General features: G+C 63.0%; 20 protein-coding genes. 16 read left to right on the top strand and 4 right to left on the bottom strand.

Annotated features, from left to right (window positions below):
- The first annotated feature begins 26 nt into the window (after nucleotides 1-26).
- The 10 genes from BDK88_RS13905 (at nucleotide 27) to BDK88_RS13860 (ending at nucleotide 9,828) form a co-directional block, all read left to right on the top strand.
- Nucleotides 27-299, top strand: coding sequence for an NADH-quinone oxidoreductase subunit J (locus BDK88_RS13905; RefSeq protein WP_092929210.1), 273 nt, complete (start codon nucleotides 27-29; stop codon nucleotides 297-299).
- Nucleotides 296-748, top strand: a complete 453-nt coding sequence (locus tag BDK88_RS13900; protein ID WP_130500945.1) for a hypothetical protein — start codon at nucleotides 296-298, stop codon at nucleotides 746-748. Before BDK88_RS13905 ends, BDK88_RS13900 begins: the two co-directional genes overlap by 4 nt.
- Nucleotides 745-1,050 carry an NADH-quinone oxidoreductase subunit NuoK gene (nuoK, locus tag BDK88_RS13895; RefSeq protein ID WP_008009954.1) on the top strand — a complete coding sequence of 102 codons (306 nt, stop codon included), beginning with the start codon at nucleotides 745-747 and terminating at the stop codon, nucleotides 1,048-1,050. The genes BDK88_RS13900 and nuoK overlap by 4 nt, the downstream gene beginning before the upstream one ends.
- A gap of 1 nt (nucleotide 1,051) precedes the next feature.
- Nucleotides 1,052-3,103 carry an NADH-quinone oxidoreductase subunit L gene (nuoL, locus tag BDK88_RS13890; RefSeq protein WP_130500944.1) on the top strand — a complete coding sequence of 684 codons (2,052 nt, stop codon included), beginning with the start codon at nucleotides 1,052-1,054 and terminating at the stop codon, nucleotides 3,101-3,103.
- Entirely contained in the window at nucleotides 3,100-4,626 is a 1,527-nt protein-coding gene (locus tag BDK88_RS13885) for a complex I subunit 4 family protein (protein WP_130500943.1), read from the top strand. The genes nuoL and BDK88_RS13885 overlap by 4 nt, the downstream gene beginning before the upstream one ends.
- On the top strand, nucleotides 4,626-6,152 hold the full coding sequence (locus tag BDK88_RS13880) for an NADH-quinone oxidoreductase subunit N (RefSeq protein WP_130500942.1): 1,527 nt from the start codon (nucleotides 4,626-4,628) through the stop codon (nucleotides 6,150-6,152). Before BDK88_RS13885 ends, BDK88_RS13880 begins: the two co-directional genes overlap by 1 nt.
- 45 nt (nucleotides 6,153-6,197) lie before the next feature.
- Nucleotides 6,198-7,691, top strand: coding sequence for a DHH family phosphoesterase (locus BDK88_RS13875; protein ID WP_130500941.1), 1,494 nt, complete (start codon nucleotides 6,198-6,200; stop codon nucleotides 7,689-7,691).
- Between the two features lie 83 nt (nucleotides 7,692-7,774).
- A complete protein-coding gene (locus tag BDK88_RS13870; protein WP_130500940.1) occupies nucleotides 7,775-8,119 on the top strand; it encodes a hypothetical protein in 345 nt (114 codons plus the stop codon).
- A gap of 39 nt (nucleotides 8,120-8,158) precedes the next feature.
- Nucleotides 8,159-8,974 (top strand): CBS domain-containing protein, encoded by an 816-nt coding sequence (locus tag BDK88_RS13865; RefSeq protein ID WP_130500939.1) that lies wholly within the window; start codon nucleotides 8,159-8,161, stop codon nucleotides 8,972-8,974.
- 113 nt (nucleotides 8,975-9,087) lie between these two features.
- Complete coding sequence (locus BDK88_RS13860; RefSeq protein ID WP_130500938.1) at nucleotides 9,088-9,828, top strand: NAD(P)-binding oxidoreductase; 741 nt, start codon at nucleotides 9,088-9,090, stop codon at nucleotides 9,826-9,828.
- Between the two features lie 67 nt (nucleotides 9,829-9,895).
- On the opposite strand, the gene BDK88_RS13855 is transcribed toward BDK88_RS13860, so the two are convergent.
- Nucleotides 9,896-10,960 carry a polyprenyl synthetase family protein gene (locus BDK88_RS13855; RefSeq protein ID WP_130500937.1) on the bottom strand — a complete coding sequence of 355 codons (1,065 nt, stop codon included), beginning with the start codon at nucleotides 10,958-10,960 and terminating at the stop codon, nucleotides 9,896-9,898.
- 147 nt (nucleotides 10,961-11,107) lie between these two features.
- Here BDK88_RS13855 and BDK88_RS13850 point away from each other — a divergent pair, with 147 nt between their 5' ends.
- Entirely contained in the window at nucleotides 11,108-12,418 is a 1,311-nt protein-coding gene (locus tag BDK88_RS13850; protein ID WP_130500936.1) for a M28 family peptidase, read from the top strand.
- Between the two features lie 90 nt (nucleotides 12,419-12,508).
- Entirely contained in the window at nucleotides 12,509-13,282 is a 774-nt protein-coding gene (locus BDK88_RS13845) for an NAD(+)/NADH kinase (RefSeq protein ID WP_130500935.1), read from the top strand.
- Nucleotides 13,283-13,314: 32 nt separating this feature from the next.
- Here the strand turns inward: BDK88_RS13845 and BDK88_RS13840 are convergent, their stop codons facing one another.
- Both BDK88_RS13840 and nth read right to left on the bottom strand, forming a co-directional pair.
- Nucleotides 13,315-13,575 carry a hypothetical protein gene (locus BDK88_RS13840; protein WP_130500934.1) on the bottom strand — a complete coding sequence of 87 codons (261 nt, stop codon included), beginning with the start codon at nucleotides 13,573-13,575 and terminating at the stop codon, nucleotides 13,315-13,317.
- Between the two features lie 102 nt (nucleotides 13,576-13,677).
- Complete coding sequence (gene nth / locus BDK88_RS13835) at nucleotides 13,678-14,361, bottom strand: endonuclease III (RefSeq protein ID WP_130500933.1); 684 nt, start codon at nucleotides 14,359-14,361, stop codon at nucleotides 13,678-13,680.
- Nucleotides 14,362-14,481: 120 nt separating this feature from the next.
- On the opposite strand from nth, the gene mvaD reads away from it, so the two are divergent.
- On the top strand, nucleotides 14,482-15,465 hold the full coding sequence (gene mvaD / locus BDK88_RS13830; protein WP_130500932.1) for a phosphomevalonate decarboxylase MvaD: 984 nt from the start codon (nucleotides 14,482-14,484) through the stop codon (nucleotides 15,463-15,465).
- Between the two features lie 317 nt (nucleotides 15,466-15,782).
- Here the strand turns inward: mvaD and fen are convergent, their stop codons facing one another.
- Nucleotides 15,783-16,760 (bottom strand): flap endonuclease-1, encoded by a 978-nt coding sequence (gene fen / locus BDK88_RS13825; RefSeq protein ID WP_130500931.1) that lies wholly within the window; start codon nucleotides 16,758-16,760, stop codon nucleotides 15,783-15,785.
- Between the two features lie 312 nt (nucleotides 16,761-17,072).
- On the opposite strand from fen, the gene BDK88_RS13820 reads away from it, so the two are divergent.
- From BDK88_RS13820 to BDK88_RS13810, 3 genes are read left to right on the top strand one after another with little or no spacing between them, the layout of a single operon-like run.
- Nucleotides 17,073-18,497 carry a cytochrome ubiquinol oxidase subunit I gene (locus tag BDK88_RS13820; protein WP_130500930.1) on the top strand — a complete coding sequence of 475 codons (1,425 nt, stop codon included), beginning with the start codon at nucleotides 17,073-17,075 and terminating at the stop codon, nucleotides 18,495-18,497.
- On the top strand, nucleotides 18,490-19,491 hold the full coding sequence (locus BDK88_RS13815; RefSeq protein ID WP_130500929.1) for a cytochrome d ubiquinol oxidase subunit II: 1,002 nt from the start codon (nucleotides 18,490-18,492) through the stop codon (nucleotides 19,489-19,491). The genes BDK88_RS13820 and BDK88_RS13815 overlap by 8 nt, the downstream gene beginning before the upstream one ends.
- A complete protein-coding gene (locus BDK88_RS13810) occupies nucleotides 19,491-19,814 on the top strand; it encodes a hypothetical protein (RefSeq protein WP_207225293.1) in 324 nt (107 codons plus the stop codon). Before BDK88_RS13815 ends, BDK88_RS13810 begins: the two co-directional genes overlap by 1 nt.
- Nucleotides 19,815-19,930: the final 116 nt, after the last annotated feature.

Below are 19,930 nucleotides of genomic sequence, written 5' to 3'. Positions count from 1 at the left end.
CGCAAACGGGCAGTAACTACCAATACATGAACTACGAGCTGATCGCGTTCGCGCTGTTTGCGTTACTCACGCTTGCCAGCGCGGTGGGTGTCGTGCTCATGCAGGACCCGTGGCATTCGGCGCTCCTGCTGGGTGTGGCGCTGCTCAGCGTGGCGATTCATTACGTGATGCTGGCGGCGGAGTTCGTCGCCATGATGCAGGTCCTCGTCTACGTCGGCGGGGTTCTCGTCCTCATCACGTTCGCCGTCATGCTGACCCAGCGCGACGACTCCGACACGGACGAGGTGGTACAGGCATGACGACCGGCCCGAAACTTAGACTCGGCAAGACGCTGGTCCCCGGACTACTCGCGGTCGGGCTGTTCGGCGTGATGGCGCTGATCACGCTGAACGCGGCCTTCGAGCCGATGACCGCGGCTGCGGGTGCTGGCTTCCCCGCCGACGTCTCGATTACGGCCGAACTCGGCTACGCGCTGTTCGGCTTCGACGAACTCCAACAGATCGGCGGCACCGAACCGTTCCTCGCCGCCGTCTTACTCGTCGCCGTCGCACTCGACGCCGCGCTCGACGCCTCGCTCGTCCTCGCGAAACGCGAGGAAGAAGGCGAACCCGTCGCTGCGCTTGCAAGCGCTGGCGAGGAAGCGAGCGCGACTGGCGGACCGGAACCGGCCGTGACTGACGGTGGGACCGACGGCTCGAGTGCAGCAACGACCGACCGGCACACAGACACTGGAGGTGAGAGCCGATGACCGTCGACGTGCAGTATTACGTGCTGCTGTCGATGGCAGTGTTCTGTATCGGGCTCTTCGGAGTGTTGACGCGCCGTAACGCACTGTTGTTCCTGATGTCCGTCGAACTCATGCTGAACGCGGCCAATATCAACCTGATCGCGTTCTCGTTCTATCACGGCAACCTCACCGGGCAGCTGTTTGCGCTGTTTACGATGGCGCTGGCTGCCGCCGAGGTGGCCGTCGGACTCGGGATCATCCTGGTGTTGTACCGTAACTTCCGTGACATCGACGTCACGGTTCCGACGACGATGAGGTGGTAAGATGGCAGCAACAGCAACAGGACCGTTCGGATTCGCACCGGCGATCGCAGTGCTCCCGCTCGTGGCGTTCGTCGTCACGCTGCTCTTCGGGAAACATCTGCCGAAGAAAGGCGCGCTTCCGGGTATTATCGCGACGGCAGGCTCGCTACTGATCTCGCTCGTGATGTTCGCGGCAGTCGGTGGCGGGAACGCATATCACACGACGCTGTATGAGTGGACGGCCGGCGCGGCCGCAAGCGAGACCGGCGCTGAGGGAGTTGCCTTCACGTTCGGCGTGTTGATCGATCCGCTCTCGGCGCTCATGTTGGTGATCGTCTCGCTGGTCGCCTTGCTCGTCCACGTCTTCAGTCTCGGCTACATGAACGCCGAAGGTGAGACCGGGCTGCCGCGGTACTACGCCGAGCTCGGCCTCTTTACGTTCAGCATGCTCGCCTTCGTCTTCGCGGACAACCTGCTGATGGCGTTCATGTTCTTCGAACTCGTCGGGCTGTGTTCGTACCTGCTGATCGGGTTCTGGTTCCGCACGGAATCGGCCCCCTCGGCCGCGAAGAAGGCGTTCCTGGTCACCCGCTTCGGTGATTACTTCTTCCTGATCGGGGTCGTCGCCATCGCGGCGACGTTCGGCACGGTCAGCTTCGCCGGTGAGGGCTCGTTCGTCACCGCCGCCGAGACGGCGATCGACGACGGCGCGACGCTGTTCGGCTTCGACGCTCAGACGTGGGTGACGATCACCGGACTACTCGTGCTCGGCGGGGTGCTTGGCAAGTCCGCACAGTTCCCGTTCCACACCTGGCTGCCCGACGCGATGGAGGGTCCGACCACCGTCTCCGCACTTATCCACGCGGCAACGATGGTTGCGGCCGGTGTCTATCTCGTCGCGCGGATGTTCGGCTACTACGCGCTTTCCCCGACGGCGCTTTCAATCATCGCGTTCGTCGGCGGCTTCACCGCCCTGTTTGCGGCGACGATGGGCGTCGTTAAAGACGACGTCAAGCAAGTGCTTGCGTACTCGACCATCAGCCAGTATGGCTATATGATGCTCGGGCTCGGTGTCGGCGGCTACGTCGCCGGCGTTTTCCACCTGCTGAATCACGCCTTCTTCAAGGCCTTGCTGTTCCTCGGTGCCGGGGCCGTCATCGTGCTCATGCACCACGAACAGAACATGTGGAAGATGGGCGGCCTGAAAGACAAAGCGCCCGTCACCTACTACACCTTCCTTGCGGGCGCGCTCGCACTCGCGGGGATCGTCCCCTTCTCCGGCTTCTGGTCGAAAGACGAGGTGCTGTTCGACGCGCTCATCATCGGCTTAGAGCAGCCGATCATCCTCGCGGCCTACGCGATGGGACTGGTTGCGGTGTTCTTCACGGGCTTCTATACGTTCCGGATGGTCTTCTTGACCTTCCACGGTGAGCCCCGCTCGGAGACCGCCGAAGACCCACACCCAGTCGGCTGGGCCATTAAGGTCCCGCTGATCGTGCTGGGGATCCTCGCGACGGTCACCGGGCTCGTGAACATGGCCCCCGTCGCGAAGCTACTCGACATCGACATCACGTTCCTCGAGTTCTGGCTCGACGGTGAGTATGGCTACGTCGAAGGGCTGACCTACCACGCATACCACGAAACGGTCGCCTTCGAAGAGGGCGTCATCGGTGGCTCCGAGACGACAACCATGCTGTTGAGCGCGGGACTGTCGCTCGGGCTCGCACTGGCCGGTGCGTTCACAGCACACACGCTGTATAACGTGCCCGAGCCGACCCGCCACATGCAGAAACTCGGCGGCGCGTACAGCCTCCTGCGGAACAACTACTACCAGGACGAGTACCAGGTCTGGCTCGCGGAAGGGGCCACACTGCCGCTGGCTCGAGCCGCCGACCGGTTCGACCAGACGGTTATCGACGGACTCGTCAACGGTACGTCGACAGTGAGTCTGTTCAGCAGCAACTGGGTGAAACGCATCCAGACGGGTATTGTGACTAACTACGCGGCGTTGCTGGTGGGCGGGTTCATCGCCTTACTGCTCGTCCTCGGCTATCTCGGAGGGTGGTTCGCATGATGATTGAAATACTGATCGCGGTTGCACTGGTCGGCGCGTTAGTGACGTTCGTCGCGCCGAATCGCATTGCTGGCAAACTCGCTTTCGCTATCAGCCTCGTGCCGACGGCACTGTCGCTGTGGCTGTTTGCCGCCTTCGACGGCAACGGCAACGCCTTGCTCGATGGCGAACTGGCGTTCGAATCACAGGCGGCGTGGCTCGAGATCGGCGGCTACTCGATCTCGTGGTTCGTCGGCCTCGACGGGATCAGCCTGCCGCTGGTCGTCCTGACGGCGATTCTCTGTACGCTGGCGATCGTCAGCTCGTGGACGCCGATCGACGAGCGGGAGTCGCAGTTCTACGGCCTGATCCTCTTTATCGAGGCGATGTTGATCGGCGTCTTCTCGGCGCTCGATTTCTTCCTGTGGTTCGTCTTCTGGGAGGCAGTCCTGATCCCGATGTATCTGCTGATCGGCATCTGGGGTGGCCCGCGTCGCAAATACGCCGCCATCAAGTTCTTCGTCTACACGAACGTGGCGTCGCTGGTGATGTTCGGTTCGTTCATCTCGCTCGTCTTCGGACTCGGTGACTCGGTCACCTCCTTCGGGCTGCCCGAGATCGCGACCGCGATGCTCGCCGGCGGCCCCGAGGGCTTCTTCGGCCTGAGCGGGACGACGCTCGCGTCGCTTGCGTTCATCGGCATGTTCCTCGGCTTTGCGGTGAAGGTGCCAGTGGTGCCGTTCCACACGTGGCTGCCCGACGCCCACGTCGAGGCCCCCACGCCAGCGTCGATTCTGCTGGCCGGTGTTCTGCTGAAGATGGGGACCTACGCCCTGCTCCGATTCAACTTCACGATGTTCCCCGAGCAGGTCGAAGCCTACGCGGTGCCGATCGCGGCGATCGCCGTCATCAGCGTCATCTACGGCGCGATGTTGGCACTCGCCCAGACCGACCTCAAACGGATCGTCGCCTACTCGTCGGTCTCGTCGATGGGCTATGTCATCCTCGGGCTGGTCGCGTACACCCAGTTCGGTGTCGGCGGTGCGACCTTCCAGATGGTTTCCCACGGCCTGATCTCCGGACTGATGTTCATGTCGGTCGGCGTCATCTACAACGCCACCCACACCCGGATGGTCACCGACATGTCCGGGATGGCAGACCGGATGCCGATCGCCGTCGGCGTGTTGATCGCCGGCGCGTTCGGCTACATGGGCCTGCCGCTCATGTCCGGCTTCGCTGCTGAGTACTTCATCTTCTTCGGCTCGTTCGGCTCCGAGTTGCTCGCGTACTCGGCCGCTTTTACCTCGCTTGCGATGTTCGGCATCGTCATCGTCGCGGGCTACCTGCTGTTTGCACTCCAGCGGACGGTGTTCGGGCCGTACAACCTAGAAACCGACTACGAGGTCGGCCGCGCTCCCGTCCACGACGTCGCGTCGATGATCGTCCTGCTGGGGCTGATCATCACCCTCGGCGTGGCCCCTGACTTGATCTTCACCATGATAACCGACGCAATTGATCCGATCATCCAGGGAGGTGGGCTCTGATGGCAGTCTTCCAGCTTCCCGAATGGGCGGCACTCGCCCCGGCACTGATCCTGGCAGGAACGGCACTCGTCCTCTTCCTGCTCGATAGCATCAATCCGCGGTCGACGAACCGCTCGCTGCTTGCTGGCACCGCTATCGCCGGCTCGCTGGCCTCGCTGGCCGTCGCCGTCTGGTTTACCGCCGCCGGCGTCGGTGCGACCGGGATCGAAAACTACGGCGTCGTCGACGTGATGAACGGCCAGTTCATCGTCGACCGGTTGGCGCTGTACTTCATGATCATCATCTCGATCGTCACCGCCCTCGTTGCGGTGGCGAGCTACGACTACCTGCGCGATCACACCTACCAGGCCGAGTACTACTCGCTGGTCGTCCTCGCGGCGACCGGGATGTCGATGATCGCGGCTTCGAACAGCCTCGTGACGATCTTCATCGCACTCGAGCTAACGAGTCTGCCGTCGTACGCGCTGGTCGCGATCCTAAAGGACAACCGCGGCAGCGTCGAAGCGGGGCTGAAGTACTTCCTGATCGGCGCGCTGTCGTCGGCGATCTTCGTCTACGGCATCTCGCTGGTCTACGGTGCGACCGGCTCGCTGCAACTCGAGGACATCGCGACGAACCTCAGTGCGGCAGGCGAGATGGGCGGCCTCCTCGGACTCGGCATCCTCATGCTGATCGGCGGGGTCGCGTTCAAGACCGCGAGCGTCCCGTTCCACTTCTGGGCCCCCGAGGCCTACGAGGGCGCGCCGGCACCGATCTCGGCGTTCCTGTCTTCAGCCTCGAAGGCCGCCGGTTTCGTGCTCGCGATCCGCGTGTTCACGACGGCGTTCCCGCTCGAGGCGACGACCGCCGTCATCGGCGTCGACTGGACGGTGGCGTTCGTCATCCTCGCGATCGTCACGATGACGCTCGGGAACTTCGCGGCGGCGACCCAGGAGAACGTCAAACGAATGCTCGCGTACTCCTCGATCGGACACGCCGGCTACGTGCTGATCGGGCTGGCGGCGCTCTCGACTGAGGCCGGCGATCTCGTGATGGGTGCGGCGATGATGCACCTGCTGGTCTACGGCTTCATGAACACGGGTGCGTTCCTGTTCGTCGCGCTGGCCGAGTACTGGGGTGTCGGCCCCACGTTCGATGATTACAACGGCCTCTCGACGCAGGCACCCTTCGCCTCCGCGGCGATGGCCGTGTTCATGTTCAGCCTCGCCGGCGTGCCGCCGTTCGGTGGCTTCTGGAGCAAGTACCTGCTCTACACCGAGACGGTCAACGCGGCCGCAGATAACACGGTCTTGCTCGTCCTCGCCGCCGCGCTCGTCGTCAACAGCGCGCTCTCGCTGTACTACTACTCGCGGCTGGTCAAGGCCCTCTGGATCGAGGAGCCGATCCTCGATCGGGATCGCCTCGCCCAGCCCACCGGCCTCTACGCGGCGATCATCGCCGCCGCCGTAATGACGGTCGTCATCCTGCCGGCGTTCGATCCGATCGCCACCGCCGCACTCGAGGCAGCGGCGGCAGTCGTCGGCTGACGCGACCCGGTAGCTTTTACCCCTCGGGGTCGCAAGCCGCGATAAATGGTTTTCCGGCTCGTGCTCGGTTGTGGGACCGTCTGTCGGAAAGTGACCGAACAGGTCGCCGAGCGCGACGGCCGCATGCTCGTCATCACTGACGATGCAAGCGCCGTGGAGACGTTACGTGACGAGAGCGTGCCCGCCCGACACGCGGATCCGACCGATCCCGACACCATCGCGAGTGTCGATCAGCCGGACGTGATCTTCGTCGCCGGCGACCGAACCGACGGAAATCGGACCGCACTCGAGCTCGCGCGTGAGCAGTTCCCCGCCGTCTCGATCGTGGCCTATCTGGGCGGGCACGCGACGGCGATGGACCGCAGCCAGTTCGCGGAACTAGCAGATTACGTCATCGATCCAACGGAGGCAATCGCAGACTACACACTCGAGACGGCGAGTGCGTCGGCCGAAGCGGCCATCAAACTCCGGGCGTCGCTTGCGGGGATCGACGGTCGACTGGCGGTCGTGACCCACGACAATCCCGATCCGGACGCGCTTGCAAGCGCGGTCGCGCTCGTCGACATCGCTGAATCCGTCGGCGTCGACGCTGATGCCTGCTATTTCGGCGATATCTCCCATCAGGAGAACCGGGCGATGGTCAACTTACTCGATCTGGACCTGCAAAACATGGCTCCCGACGACCCGTTGACGGACTATTCGGCGTTCGCGCTCGTCGATCATTCCCGACCCGGCGTCAACGACCAGCTACCGGCGGACCTTCACGTCGACATCGTCATCGACCACCACCCACCTCGCGGGCCGGTCCCCGGCGACTTCGTCGACCTCCGACAGGAGGCGGGCGCGACCAGCACCGTCCTGACCGAGTACATAGAGCACTTCGATCTCGCGTTCGATCCAGCGACGGCGACGGCACTGTTGTATGGCATTCGCGTTGACACGAACGACTTTACGCGGGAAGTCTCACCGGCCGATTTCCGGGCTGCCTCAGTGTTGTCTCCCCACGTCGACACGTCGTTGTTGCGCCAGATCGAACAGCCGTCGCTCGAAGGCGAGACACTCGAGACGATCGCACGGGCGATCAAAAACAGGATCGAACGAGGGTCGGTCGCCGTTGCCAGCGTCAATCGGATCAGCAACCGGGATGCGTTACCGCAGGCCGCAGATCAGCTGCTGACGATGGAGGGGATCGAGACGACGCTTGTCTTCGGGTTCGACGACGAAATGGTGTATCTGTCGGCCCGCTCGCGGGCGGCAGATGTCGATCTCGGCGAAACGCTTCGGGACGCGTTCGATCGAATCGGCAGCGCCGGCGGCCACGCCGACATGGCTGGCGCACAACTCGAGATCGGCATCTTGGGCAGTGCCGACGACGAGGAAGAGGTCGAATCGATCGTCAGCATCGTCGAAGAAGTGATTATCAACCGCTTTTTCGAGGCACTCGAGACGCGACCGGGGGTCCCGGTCGGAGCCTACACACAAACCAGCGAGTGGCTGTTCACCCAGCGCGGTGGGTCGGAAGACGGCGAGTCAGCATAAGGGTGTCCGACTCGAGTCGATACCTGTCGAGGTTCGCGGTCGAGGTACAACGTTTTTGTCATTGTTTTCACACAATATAGTAGATGGGAAACAGAGAGCAGTGGCTTACCGACACGATTGCGGGTGTCTCGACGCTCACCGGCCTCAGTGGATTCGCTCTCGCCGCAAATGGAGAACTACAGTTCACTACCGTCTTTACGGCTCATGCGACAGTTCTCGGTCTGTACGCTGCCGTCACCCACCTCGCCAGTGACACGCCCGTCTCTGTCACAACGCTCGTTTCGATCAGTCCACTCTTGGGGGTTGCCACCGTAGTCCTCCCACTTCGAGTCAGGCTGGTGGTCGTTTCACTGCTGCTCACCGCCGGCGGGATCGCGCTTTCGCTTGTCACAACGGAGACACGATCTCCAAACAGCATCCCCAAATAGAAGACAGTGCTTTTGCGCGCGGCACCCGTATAATCGTCTATGGAGGTCGTGTCGGACCGGACGAAGCCCCGGGTCAAAGACTACATGACGCGCGATGTCGCGACAGTGTCGCCCGACGAAACGGTCGGCGAGGTCGCGAGGCGAATCGCCGAGAGCGACGAACACAGCGGCTTTCCCGTCTGCGAGCGCCGCCGCGTCGAGGGGTTCATCAGCGCCCGCGACCTGCTGCTTGCAGACGACGATGATCCGATCTTCAAGATCATGGCGACGGAGTTGCTGGTCGCCCACCCCGACATGAAGGTCAACGATGCCGCCCGAGTCATCCTCCGGTCTGGCATCCAGAAACTGCCCGTCGTCGACGACGCGGGCAACCTCGTCGGAATCATCTCGAACGCTGACGTCATCCGCAGCCAGATCGAACGCGCGACGCCCGAGAAGGTCGGCAAACTCATGCGAACGTTAGAGCAAATCCACGAAATCGATCTGACCCAGGAGCGCCGCACCGTCCCGCTCTCGGAGCTGACACCGACCCAGGGCCGGGTGTACGCCGACGAACTCGAGGGGAGACGCTACGAGCTCGAACGTGGGCTGGCCGAGCCGCTGGTGGTCATTGACAACGGCGGGATGCTGTTGCTAGCCGACGGCCACCACCGTGTACTCGCGGCCGATCGGCTCGGGATCGACGAGATGGATGCCTACGTCATCGTCATCGACCATGAGATCGAGTTGGGGATGGCAGACACGGCCAAAAAAGAGGAGTTAGAGCAAATCGACGATATCGATGTCGTCGACTATGCGCGCCATCCGTTAGTCAAGACGACGAAGCGACTCCAGTCCGACGATCGGGCCAAGTAAAGACAACTGTCGACCACGAGAACGGACGACAGCGTTTTCATGTTAGATATTTTAACAGTCGTGGACGTCAACTGCTGGTGAGCGTTTTCAGTGTCCGTGCGGTAACTCGTTCGATGGATCGCTCACGCATACCCGATCAGGTCCTCGTCGCCGGTGCCAGCGGGGAGACCGGACAGGAACTCCTGTCGGTCCTCCGGCCGACCGAACTCTCGGTGCGCGCGACCACGCGGTCGTACGCGAACGTCGACATGCTCGAGCGACACGGGGCAGACGACGTGATCGTGGCCGATTTCTTCGAGTCGGCCGACGCCGTCGCAGCGGTCGACGACTGCGATATCGTCTACTGTACGCTCGGCACGCCACCGGGGGTTCGTCACACGATCGGGACCCGACTGGTCGATCGAACCGGTGTCATCAACCTCATCACTGCTGCCGTTGGGGCCGGTGTCTCCTATTTCGTTCTCGAGAGCGCGATCGGCGTCGGAACCTCGAAAGCGGGGCTGTCGCTTCCGGCTCGGCTTTTGATCCGGGGCACGCTGTCGGCCAAACACGACGCCGAAACGGCCCTGCGCCGATCGGGGCTGGACTACACGATCGTCCGTCCCGGCAGGCTCACGAACGATCCACCAAGCGATGCGGTCGTGGTCAACGAGGGTGGTGGTTCCTTCTCGGGGTCGATTCCGCGGGCCGATGTCGCACAGGTAATGGCGGCGTCGCCGTTTACGCCCGACGCGCGGAACCGAACCCTCGAGATCGTCAGCCGCGATGGCATGACGAGCGAGCCGCCCAACCATGTCAACATCGACTGGGCCGATGACCGCCTCACGGCCGACCGTGAACACCGTCGCATCTGATCGCTGATCGGCCACTCGAGTAAGGATGATCGCGGTCCGCTACGAATGGGCTGTCTATACTGTCGGGCTATGCGTCGCGTTCGATGACGAACTCCGTGAACTCCTCGAGTTTCCGCGTCGTCTCGGTGTCGAAGTCCACCTCGTCGATCGCCGCCCGCGCTTGGGCAGCCAACTCGAGGGCACACTCGCGGGCGTACTCGATGCTCCCGGTTTCCTCGAGAATCGCGAGGGCCTCGTGGATTTCGTCGTCGGTGTTGTCCTCGGCCTCGAGAATCGTCTGCAGCCGTCGGACATGCTCTGGGTCGCTTTCTTCCATCGCGTGGATGACCAGCAACGTCTTCTTGCCCTCGCGGATGTCGTTGCCGAACTCCTTGCCGAACTCGCCGGCCCGACCAAGCGAGTGTTCGACATCCAAGATATCGTCGCCGATCTGGAAGGCAACGGCGGTCAGTTCCGCGTACGTGGCAACTGCCTCCTCGACCGCGTCGGGCTGATCGGTGATAATCGCGGCTAGCCGGGCGACGATCCGCCCGAGACAGCCGGTCTTGCACGCACACATCTCGAGGTATTCGTCGGTGCCGATCCGGACCTCGCGTTCGTTGTGCCAGCAGATGTCCATGCCTTGCCCGAGGTGGGTCCGGTTGAGTTCGTCCATCAACATCTCGTAGGCAGCCAGCTGCCGGTCAGCTGGCAGGTCGGCCGGATTCTGTGTGATTACTTTCAGCGGCAGGAAGTACATCGCGTTGCCGACGTTGAGCGCGACGTCGTGTCCGTAGACGTGGTGCAGTGCCGGATCGCCCCGCCGGATCGTCGCCCCGTCCTCGACGTCGTCGACGATGATCGTCCCGTTGTGCAGGAGTTCGGGAATACAGGCGTAGGGCAGGTACTCGGCGGGATCTTCGCCGAATCCCTCGATGAAGACGAGAAAGAGAATCGCACGCCACCGCTTCCCCCCGCGGTCGAGGAGGTCCCACAGCGGCGTCGCAAGCGCACACTCGATGCCAGTGGCATCGTACTCGTAGGTCGGCGGCCCGAAGAACGTCTCGAGGTAGTCCGCGTCGATCTCGCGTGGGACCAGGTCTGCGATTGCCTCGTCGATGGCCGGCCGCCAGTCGGCAAGCGTCTCCCGCATACCAGTTTCGAGCATGAGTGGCGTAAAAAAGATTCGTAGTCACACCTGTCATCGAAAATGAAAACTGGCGACCCGTTCGGGATCTGCCTGCAAGCGCAGCGACGGCCGAGCGGTACAGTTACCCGGCCGTCCGCCCACGATACGGTTATGACCGCCTGGATCGGCTCGATCTTCGAGAGCGACGTCGGCTGGACCCTCCTCGAGTCTCTCGTCGACGTCGGGAATCGCATGGCCGGCAGCGAGGGCGAACGCGAGGCTGCCGAACTGACACGGGACGCGCTGGCCGCCGCCGGCGCTCGAAACGCCCACCTCGAGTCCTTCGAGATACAGGGCTGGACCCGCGGCGACAGCGCGATCACGGCCGGCGAGACGACACAGGACTGTATCGCGCTACCGCGCAGCCCTGACGACCGCGTCACCGGGCCACTGGTCGACCTCGGCTACGGCCTTCCCGCGGATTTCGAGGCGACCGACCTCGAGGGGGCGATCGTCATGGTCCGCAGCGACGTGCCCGACTACTACGACCGATACCTCCACCGCCGGGAGAAGTACTACCACGCCGTCGAGAACGGTGCCGTCGGCTTCATCTATCGCAACCACGTCGAGGGCTGTCTGCCGCCGACTGGCAGTGTCGGAACTGATGCGTCGCCGATCGGCGAGATTCCGGCCGTCGGCGTCTCGAGCGAGGTCGGCGCACGATTGGCCCGCCGGTTCGACGGCGAGTCGATCACACTTGCCGTCGAGGCTAACATTCACTCCGACGAAAGCCAGAACGTCCATGCCGAGCTCGGACCCGACACCGACGAGCGCATCCTTGTGACGAGCCACGTCGACGCCCACGACATCGCCGAGGGGGCGATGGACAACGGAGCCGGCACCGCGATGGTGGTCGAACTCGCGAACGCGCTCGCTGCCCGCGAAGACGACCTCGAGACGCGCGTCGAGTTCGTCGCCTTCGGTGCCGAAGAGGTCGGGCTGGTCGGCTCGACTCGGTATGCCGAGGCAGCCGACAGCGACGCGATCAAGACAGTGGTCAACAACGACGGCGTCGTCAACGCTCGAACGCTCGAACTCGTCACCCACGGCTTCGACGCGCTCGAAGAGGTCGCAGACGAGGTCGCCGAGCGATACGACCACCCGATCGAGACGGTGCCGACGCTTGGCCCCCACAGCGATCACTGGCCGTTCGTCGTGGAGGGGGTGCCCGGCTGTTACGTCAAGTCGGTCTCCGAAGGCGCGGGTCGAGGATGGGGACACACCTTCGCCGACACGCTCGAGAAACTCGAGCCACGGACCCTGCGCGAACAGGCGATCCTCCTGACCGCGTCCATCGTTGCACTCGCCCGCGACGACGTGACCGTCGACCACCGTCCGCCCGAGGACATCGCAGCCGACCTCGAAGCACAGGACCTCGCTGAAGGGATGAAGATTACCGGCGACTGGCCCTACGACGAGTAACGCGTCACCACCACAGGACGGATCGACCGCCGGCACGCGGTCCGCGACGACAACCGTACCCTTTTCATTGGGCCGTGTGAACTGACGACCATGGATGCCGCGTGGAGCGCCGGCGAAGAACCCGTCGTCGGCGTCGTCGATGGCTCAGCGGGCGACACTGACGCCATCGAAATCGGTGCTCGCCTCGAGTCGGCCGCCGCCGACGTGACGATCGTCAGCGACGGCCTCGAGGCCGTGCTCGAGGCGGAGCCGTCGGTGCTGGTCACGGCCGGCGAAGCGTCGCTGACAGCGCTTTCGCGAGCGGGTATCGATGCTCCCGTCCTGCCGGTCGGTCCGGTGTCGGGCATCGAGTCGGTCGACCGCGAGCGCATACCCGACGTACTCGAAGCAGTCATCAGCGGTGACGCCGTCTGCCGTCCACAGCCCGTACTCGGTGTCACACTCGAGTCGAACGACACCGTCGTTCGCGATCGCGCACTGTTCGACGTGACCCTTGTCACCGACGAACCGGCGCGTATCTCCGAATACGGAGTCCACAGTCGCGGCCAGCCCGTCGCGACGTTTCGCGCCGACGGCGTCGTCGCGGCGACGCCCGCCGGAAGCCACGGCTACGCCAGCACCGTCGACGCTCCCCAGCTCTCGGCGGCCATCGACGCGGTCGCCGTGGCTCCGATCGGGCCGTTCGTCACCCAGACCCGTCAGTGGGTTCTCCCCGACGATGACCTCGCGTTTACCGTCGAGCGCAACGAAAACGACGTCCGTCTCGTCGTCGACGACCGATCGGTCGGGATGGCGTCAATGGATGCACGAGTCACCATCTCCGTTACCGACACGCTCTCGACGCTGATCGTCCCGGAAGGCTAAGAACGCAAATCCCAGCAGCGTCGCGGGTCCGGTTAGCTGTTGTATGGCTCTTCGTCTCGGTGACCGTCCGGATTTTCCTGCTCGAGCGCGGCGTCTTCTCGGTCGTCCGATTTGTGTTCGATATCCTGTCGGCGCTGTTGTTCGTCCTGTCGCTCGCGGGCTTCCTTTTCTTCCTCGGTCAACTCGTCCTCGTCGCGCGCCTCCTCGGGGTCTGTCTGTTCGTGCTCGAGTTGAACGTCGCGTCCGTGCTCCTCTTTGCCGGTCGTCTCGCGTTCGTCGGTGTCGTCGGACATGCTGATCCCGACCGGGCATAGCTGTGATCCCCGAAAAGACGTTGGGCTTGCCAAGGACGGTGACCGGTCGCTATCGACAGGGATCGGTCTCCAATGGGACGATTACCACGGTTCGCCGGCAGCGAGATCGATCTCGCTGTCGCCCTTCTCAGAGGGGCAGATATCCGCCAGTACGCAGTCGCTACAGTCTGGATTCCGTGCCGTACAGACCGCTCGCCCGTGGTCGATACAGAGGTGGGTGAACTGCTGCCAGTCGTCCTCGGGAACGATCTCCATCAGCTCCTCCTCGATCCGTTCAGGGCGTTCCTCCTCGGTCAGCCCGAGTCGCTGTGAGAGTCGCTGGACGTGCGTGTCGACGACGATCCCCTCGACGACGTCGTGGCCGTGCTGGAGGACGACGTTGGCCGTCTTCCGACCGACACCCGACAGCTCGGTTAGCTCGTCCATCGTATCCGGCACCTCGCCGTCGTGGTCCTCGAGGATCGCCTCGCAAGCGCTGCGAATGTACTTCGCCTTGTTGTTGTAGTAGGTAATCGAGTTCAGGTCCTCGGCGAGTTCGTCCTGCGCTGCGTTTGCGTAATCCTCGGGGCCGTCGTACTTCTCGAAGAGGTCCTTCGTCTCCGTGTTGACTCGCTCGTCGGTACACTGCGCCGAGAGGATCACCGCGATCAGCAACTCGAGGCGGTTCGAGTACCGCAGTGAAATCGTCGAATCGGGGTATTCCGCCTTGAGCCGCTCGACGACTGTCTCGGCCTGTGCCTGCCGCGTCTCGCGTGGGGTGCCCATAGGGGTGTGGTGGCAGTCGGTTCGTTTCAGCGTTCGGGTTCGATTCCGGCCGACACAGCGGGGGCCGGCCGATAGCCGAATGCCGTGAGCTTTAAGCGGCCCTCAGACGGCTATCAGGGTATGAAAGCCACGGCCATGGCCCACCCCATTCAAGGGCTGGTCAAGTATCACGGGATGCGCGACGACATAAAGCGATTCCCGTATCACGACAGTATCAGCGTCTGTACGGCCCCAAGCCACACGCGGACGACCGTCGAGTTCTCGATGGACTACGACGAGGACACGTTCATCGTCGACGGCGAGGAACTCGACGGCCGCGCGTACGAACGCGTCGAGGCCGTCGTTGAGAAGGCCCGCTCGAAATCCGACGCCGCCCACACCGTGTATCCGGTTCGCCTCGAGAGCGAGAACAGCTTCCCCTCGAACGTCGGCCTCGGCTCCTCATCGTCTGGCTTTGCAGCCGCCGCGATGGCCCTGGCCGAAGCAGCGGACCTCGACGCCTCGAGACAGGAAATCTCGACGATCGCCCGCGTCGGTTCGGCGTCGTCCGCTCGAGCGGTCACCGGCGCGTTCTCCCAGCTCTACACCGGGCTCAACGACGAGGACTGTCACTCCGAGCGGATTCCGTCCGATCTCCACGAGAATCTCAAAATCGTCGTCGGGCTCGTCCCATATCACAAGGAGACCGAGGACGCCCACCGCGAGGCCGCCGACAGCCACATGTTCCAGGCACGCAACGCTCACATCCACGGCCAGATCGCCGAGATGCGCGATGCGCTTCGCGACAACGACTTCGAGCGCACGTTCGAACTCGCCGAACAGGACTCGCTGTCGCTTGCGGCGACCACCATGACTGGGCCTTCGGGCTGGGTCTACTGGCAGCCCGCGACCCTCGCGATCTTCAACACGGTTCGAGAACTCCGCGAGGAAGAGGACATCCCCGTCTACTTCTCGACTGACACCGGTGCCAGCGTCTACGTCAACACCACCGAGGAGTACGCCGAGGAAGTCGAAGAAGCGGTCGCCGACTGTGGCGTCTCGACGACGATCTGGGACGTCGGTGGCCCTGCAAAGCTGCTCGACGAGGATCAGCACCTCTTCTAACCAACCTTTTACACTGCGGTCTGTCGCGAGCGAGGCGCTCCGTGCCTCGCTCGCGACGTCTCTCGGTAAAATCTCGAGAGAGCAAAGCTCTCTCGGACCTCGCGGGAGCTTCGCTCCCGCTTAGGGTTGATCAAAAGCACTCCTCCCTCCCTTACAGGTCGGTCGTCGGCCCGCTCGCTCACTTCGTTCGCTCGCGGTCGGTGTCGGTACAGCGGCCTGCCCTCCCCCGAGTCGCGGGGTCAGCCGCGCATTGCGGCTGCCCGCCGCTCCCGGCCATCAGTTTTGGATACCGATCTTCGACCACACGCTCGCTTCGCTCACGTCCAACGGTCCAGTCCCGTCTGGGTGACGCTTTCCTCGATCCGCTCGAAGCCTCGTGCGACTTCGCTCTCGTCGACTCCCCACTCGTCGGTGACGTACTCACGAGCGGCGGCGAGATCCGGCTCGAGCGTCGTCTCGAACTCGTAGTCGTCGGTCACGTTGGGATCACGGAACAGCTGTCTGACGCGGTCGGCGTGCTCGATGTGGTCGCCGCGAGCCTCGAGAACGCTCCAGAGGTCGCCGTGATCGGCGATTTCGGAGAGCGCCGTCTTGGGGCCGATGCCGGAGACACCCTCGTTGAAGTCCGTCCCGATGAGGATCGCCGCGTCGATTAGCTGCTCGAGCGTGAGGTCGTGATGGTCGAGGGTGGCCTCGAGATCCATCAGTTCGGGATCGCCCTTGCTCGTAAGCTGGCGAAGGGTACGCGGTGCCCCGAAAAGCAAGGCGTCGTAGTCCTCCGAGCCGACGTAGTCGGCGTCACCGTGTTTGGCCATGTGGGCGGCCTGTGCTTCTCCCTCCGCGGGTGCTTCGACGATCGGCACGTCGAGCAATCGGAGGAGTTCGCGGCTCGTCTCCTGGATCGTCGGCGTCAGCCGTTGCGTTCGGGACTCGAGTTGCGCGATGGCGACCGCGTCGCCTTCCTCGCGAGCGGTCTCGAGTTGTTCCTCGTAGCTGCGGCGTTGCTCACGGCGGGATTCGATCTCGTCGTCTTTGAGTTCGGAGGGGCCGCCGTCGAAGACCATCACCGGCGTCACGTCGTTCTCGAAGAACTTGGGGAGGCCCTGGACGATACCGACGAGGTTGGCGACTTCGGTGCCGTCGGCGGTCGTATACGTCTCGCTGTCGGTCCACTTGACCGTCGTCGTTAGATAGCGGTAGAGCCAGTTGTGGGCGTCGACGGCGACGACACCTTCGACGTCATCGAAGGGGATTTCGTCGATGACAGCGATGTCCCGGAGTGCAGCGTTTCCCATTGCAGACTCCTTGGGACGACTGGGATTTCAATCGTTGGCTTCCGATGCGGTTCGTCCCCGTCGGCGAGCCCCGAGCCGGAGCTGTGGACTGGTGACTGGTCGTTGTGTTGGTCGGACGAATGGATCACAACAGTTTGTCGTCATACCGGCGGCCAGAACGTCCCTCTCGAGACAACAGTTAGGGGTGAGCTATAAGATAATTCGGTCCTAATTTAGTTCTAGGTATGACAGCGAAATCATATAACTCCATTCATTCTTTCTGGTACGTTCACACAAAAGACGTGTCAGCGCCGCCCTCCCCACGTTCCTGCCATGCTTGAGCCCGTCGCTGCAAGCCGACTGCAGTTTGCGGTGACGACGATCGTCCACATTATTTTCCCCGTGATGAGTATGGGGCTCGCACCCTTCCTTATCTATTTCACCTGGAAGGATATCCGCACCGGCAAGCCCATCTACGAGCAGCTTCGGCGGTTCTGGACGAAGATCTTCGCCATCAGCTTCGTCGTCGGCACCGTCACAGGCATCGTCCTCGAGTTCGAGTTCGGGACGAACTTCGCGGTGTTTGCGACGGCCGCGGGCGACCTCTTTGGCGGGCCGCTTGCCCTCGAGGGGATGATGGCGTTCATGCTCGAGGCGACGTTCCTCGGCATCTTCGTTTTCGGCCGCCAGCGCGTCGGGGACGTCCTCTATATGATCTCGGCGGTCGCAGTCGGTATCGGCACCTGGCTCTCGGCCGTCTGGATCCTGGTTGCCAACTCCTGGATGCAGACGCCACGCGGGTACGAACTGGTCTCCGAAAACGGCCAGCAGGTGGTTACGCTCGTCGATCCCCTCGCTGCGTACCTGAACCCGCGATTCATCTGGATGTACGTCCACATGCAAAACGCCGCCGTCGAATCCGTGGCGCTCGTTCTGGCGGGGCTGGGCGCGTACTTCGTGTTCCGCCACCATATCTGGGGCTACCCGATCGAGAACGTCGACTTCTGGGAGACGACGCTCAAGATCGGGCTCGTCGCGCTCATCATCACCGCGCCGCTGCAGGTCCTTCACGGCGACCTCTATGCACGACACGTGTTCGAAACGCAGCCACAGAAGTTCGCCGCAATGGAAGCCATCTGGGAGACTGAATCGTACGTCCCCGAGTACATCATTGCGTTCCCGACGAGTATGCAGGATCTCCTCGATCCCCGGGCGAAGGACATCTTCGGTATCGGGATCCCAGGTGGCGCGTCGTGGCTCGCCAGTGGTGGTGATCCACAGGCGACGATCCGCGGCCTCGAGGAGTTCGAAGGCCCACAGCCACCCGTCGCCCTCGTCTTCTGGTCGTTCCGGGCGATGGTCGGCCTCGGGTTTTGGTTCATCCTTCTGGCCGTCTGGGGCGGCTACCGCTGGATTCGTGGCCAACTCCTCGAGGACGACCTGCTGCACCTGGCGCTGATGGCGTCGACGCCGCTTGGTATCTTCGCCGTCCATCTCGGCTGGGTCGTCACCGAAGTCGGTCGCCAGCCATGGATCATTCAAGACGTCATGAAGACGAGTGCCGGCGTTTCGTCGGACCTCACCGGCACAGAAGCGACGGTGACATTGGCCGGCTTTACCGTCGTCTATTTAGCGTTGCTCGTGTTGTATCTCTACGTCGTCGCCCGAATCGTCCGTAGCGGCCCGCCAGCACCGGCTGACCTCACGGTGACTGAGCGTCCGGAAACGCCGACGGACGAGGTGGGCGCTGATGACTGACGGCGGCTGGCTCGCGAACGGTCCGTTATTCGACTTGCCGCTCGCGGATATCTGGTTCGGACTGGTGTTTTTTATCTTCGCGATGTTCCTGTTTCTCGACGGGTTCGACTTCGGCGTCGGATTGCTGTTTGCGACCCGTGCAGACAGTCACGAACGTGAGCAATTACTGGCCGCGATCGGCCCGTTCTGGGACGGTAACGAGGTGTGGCTAGTCGTCTTCGGTGGTGCGCTCTTTGCGGCGTTTCCGGCCGTCTACGGCAACCTGTTTAGCCGTCATTACCTGCTAATGTTCGCCATCCTCGGCGCACTCATCGTCCGCGGACTCGCCCCCGAGATGTACGAACAGCGCGAGGACGACCGGTGGCACTACTGGTGGGGCCGCGCGTTCATCGTCGGCAGCGTCACAGCGCCGTTTTTCCTCGGCATGTTCACCGCCAACTGGTTGGTCGGCGCGACGACCATCATTACCCTTCCCAGCCTCGTCGTTGGCCTGACCGTCGTCGCGCTCACTGTCGTTGACGGTGTTGCCTTCCTCCGGCTGAAGACGCGGGGCGAGCTCCGTGCCGACCTCCAGGCGGACGGCTATCGCGCGCTCGGTGCCTACCTCGTGTTAGTCGTCCTGACGCTTGCGTACATCGCCGTCGCGGTCCCTGATCTTCGGTCGGCACTCGTCTCGCCGCTCGTGGTAGCACTCGTCGTGCTGACGCTCGCCCTCGCCGGCGTGTACGCCGTGGCGACGAGCCGTGATTGGTACTACGTGGCGTTCGTCGCTGCTGCGGGGCTCGTGTTCAGTCTCGTGAGTATCGTCGCCGGGCTAATGTATCCGACCATCGACCCTGCAGTTGGCTTGACCGTCGACGCAGCGATCGTCTCGACGGTCCCGCTCAATCTCATGTCGATCGGTGCAGGGTTGCTCTTGCCACTGATCTTTATTTATTTCGGCGTGCTGTACTCGGCGTTTAGCGGACCGATCGACGTGGAGGAATCGTACTGATGGAGCGTGACAAGACGGACGGCAACGGAACGAGCACCGTTGAGGACGACTCGATTCGTAACGAGGAACACACCGGTACCGGTGTCGAACGCCGCCGATCCAATCGCGACCAGTCACCGCCGCAACTCGGCTCGCGAATACTGGTCACGTGGTTCGAACTCACCGCCGTTGGCATTACCGGCAGCATCCTCGGTACCACGGTCGGTGGCCCGGTTGGTTTTCTCATCTATCTCGCGACGTCGCTTCTCACCGTCGGCGTCATCTTCTACAACGTGAACCAACTGATCAAGGGCTGGGTACAGCTGACCGGAGAGCTATCATAACAACACATGTCCGACTCGAGACTCCCGTTCGCAATTATTACCTCGAACCGCGAAATGCCCCCTAGAGCAGACAATACTGTCCAACAGGTCACCACTTTAGCGCGTTCGGGCCGTTG

Origin of the sequence: Natrinema hispanicum (assembly GCF_004217335.1) — an archaeon.
GTDB classification, from domain to species: Archaea; Halobacteriota; Halobacteria; order Halobacteriales; family Natrialbaceae; genus Natrinema; species Natrinema hispanicum.
This window is presented reverse-complemented; position numbering and strand designations above follow the sequence as displayed.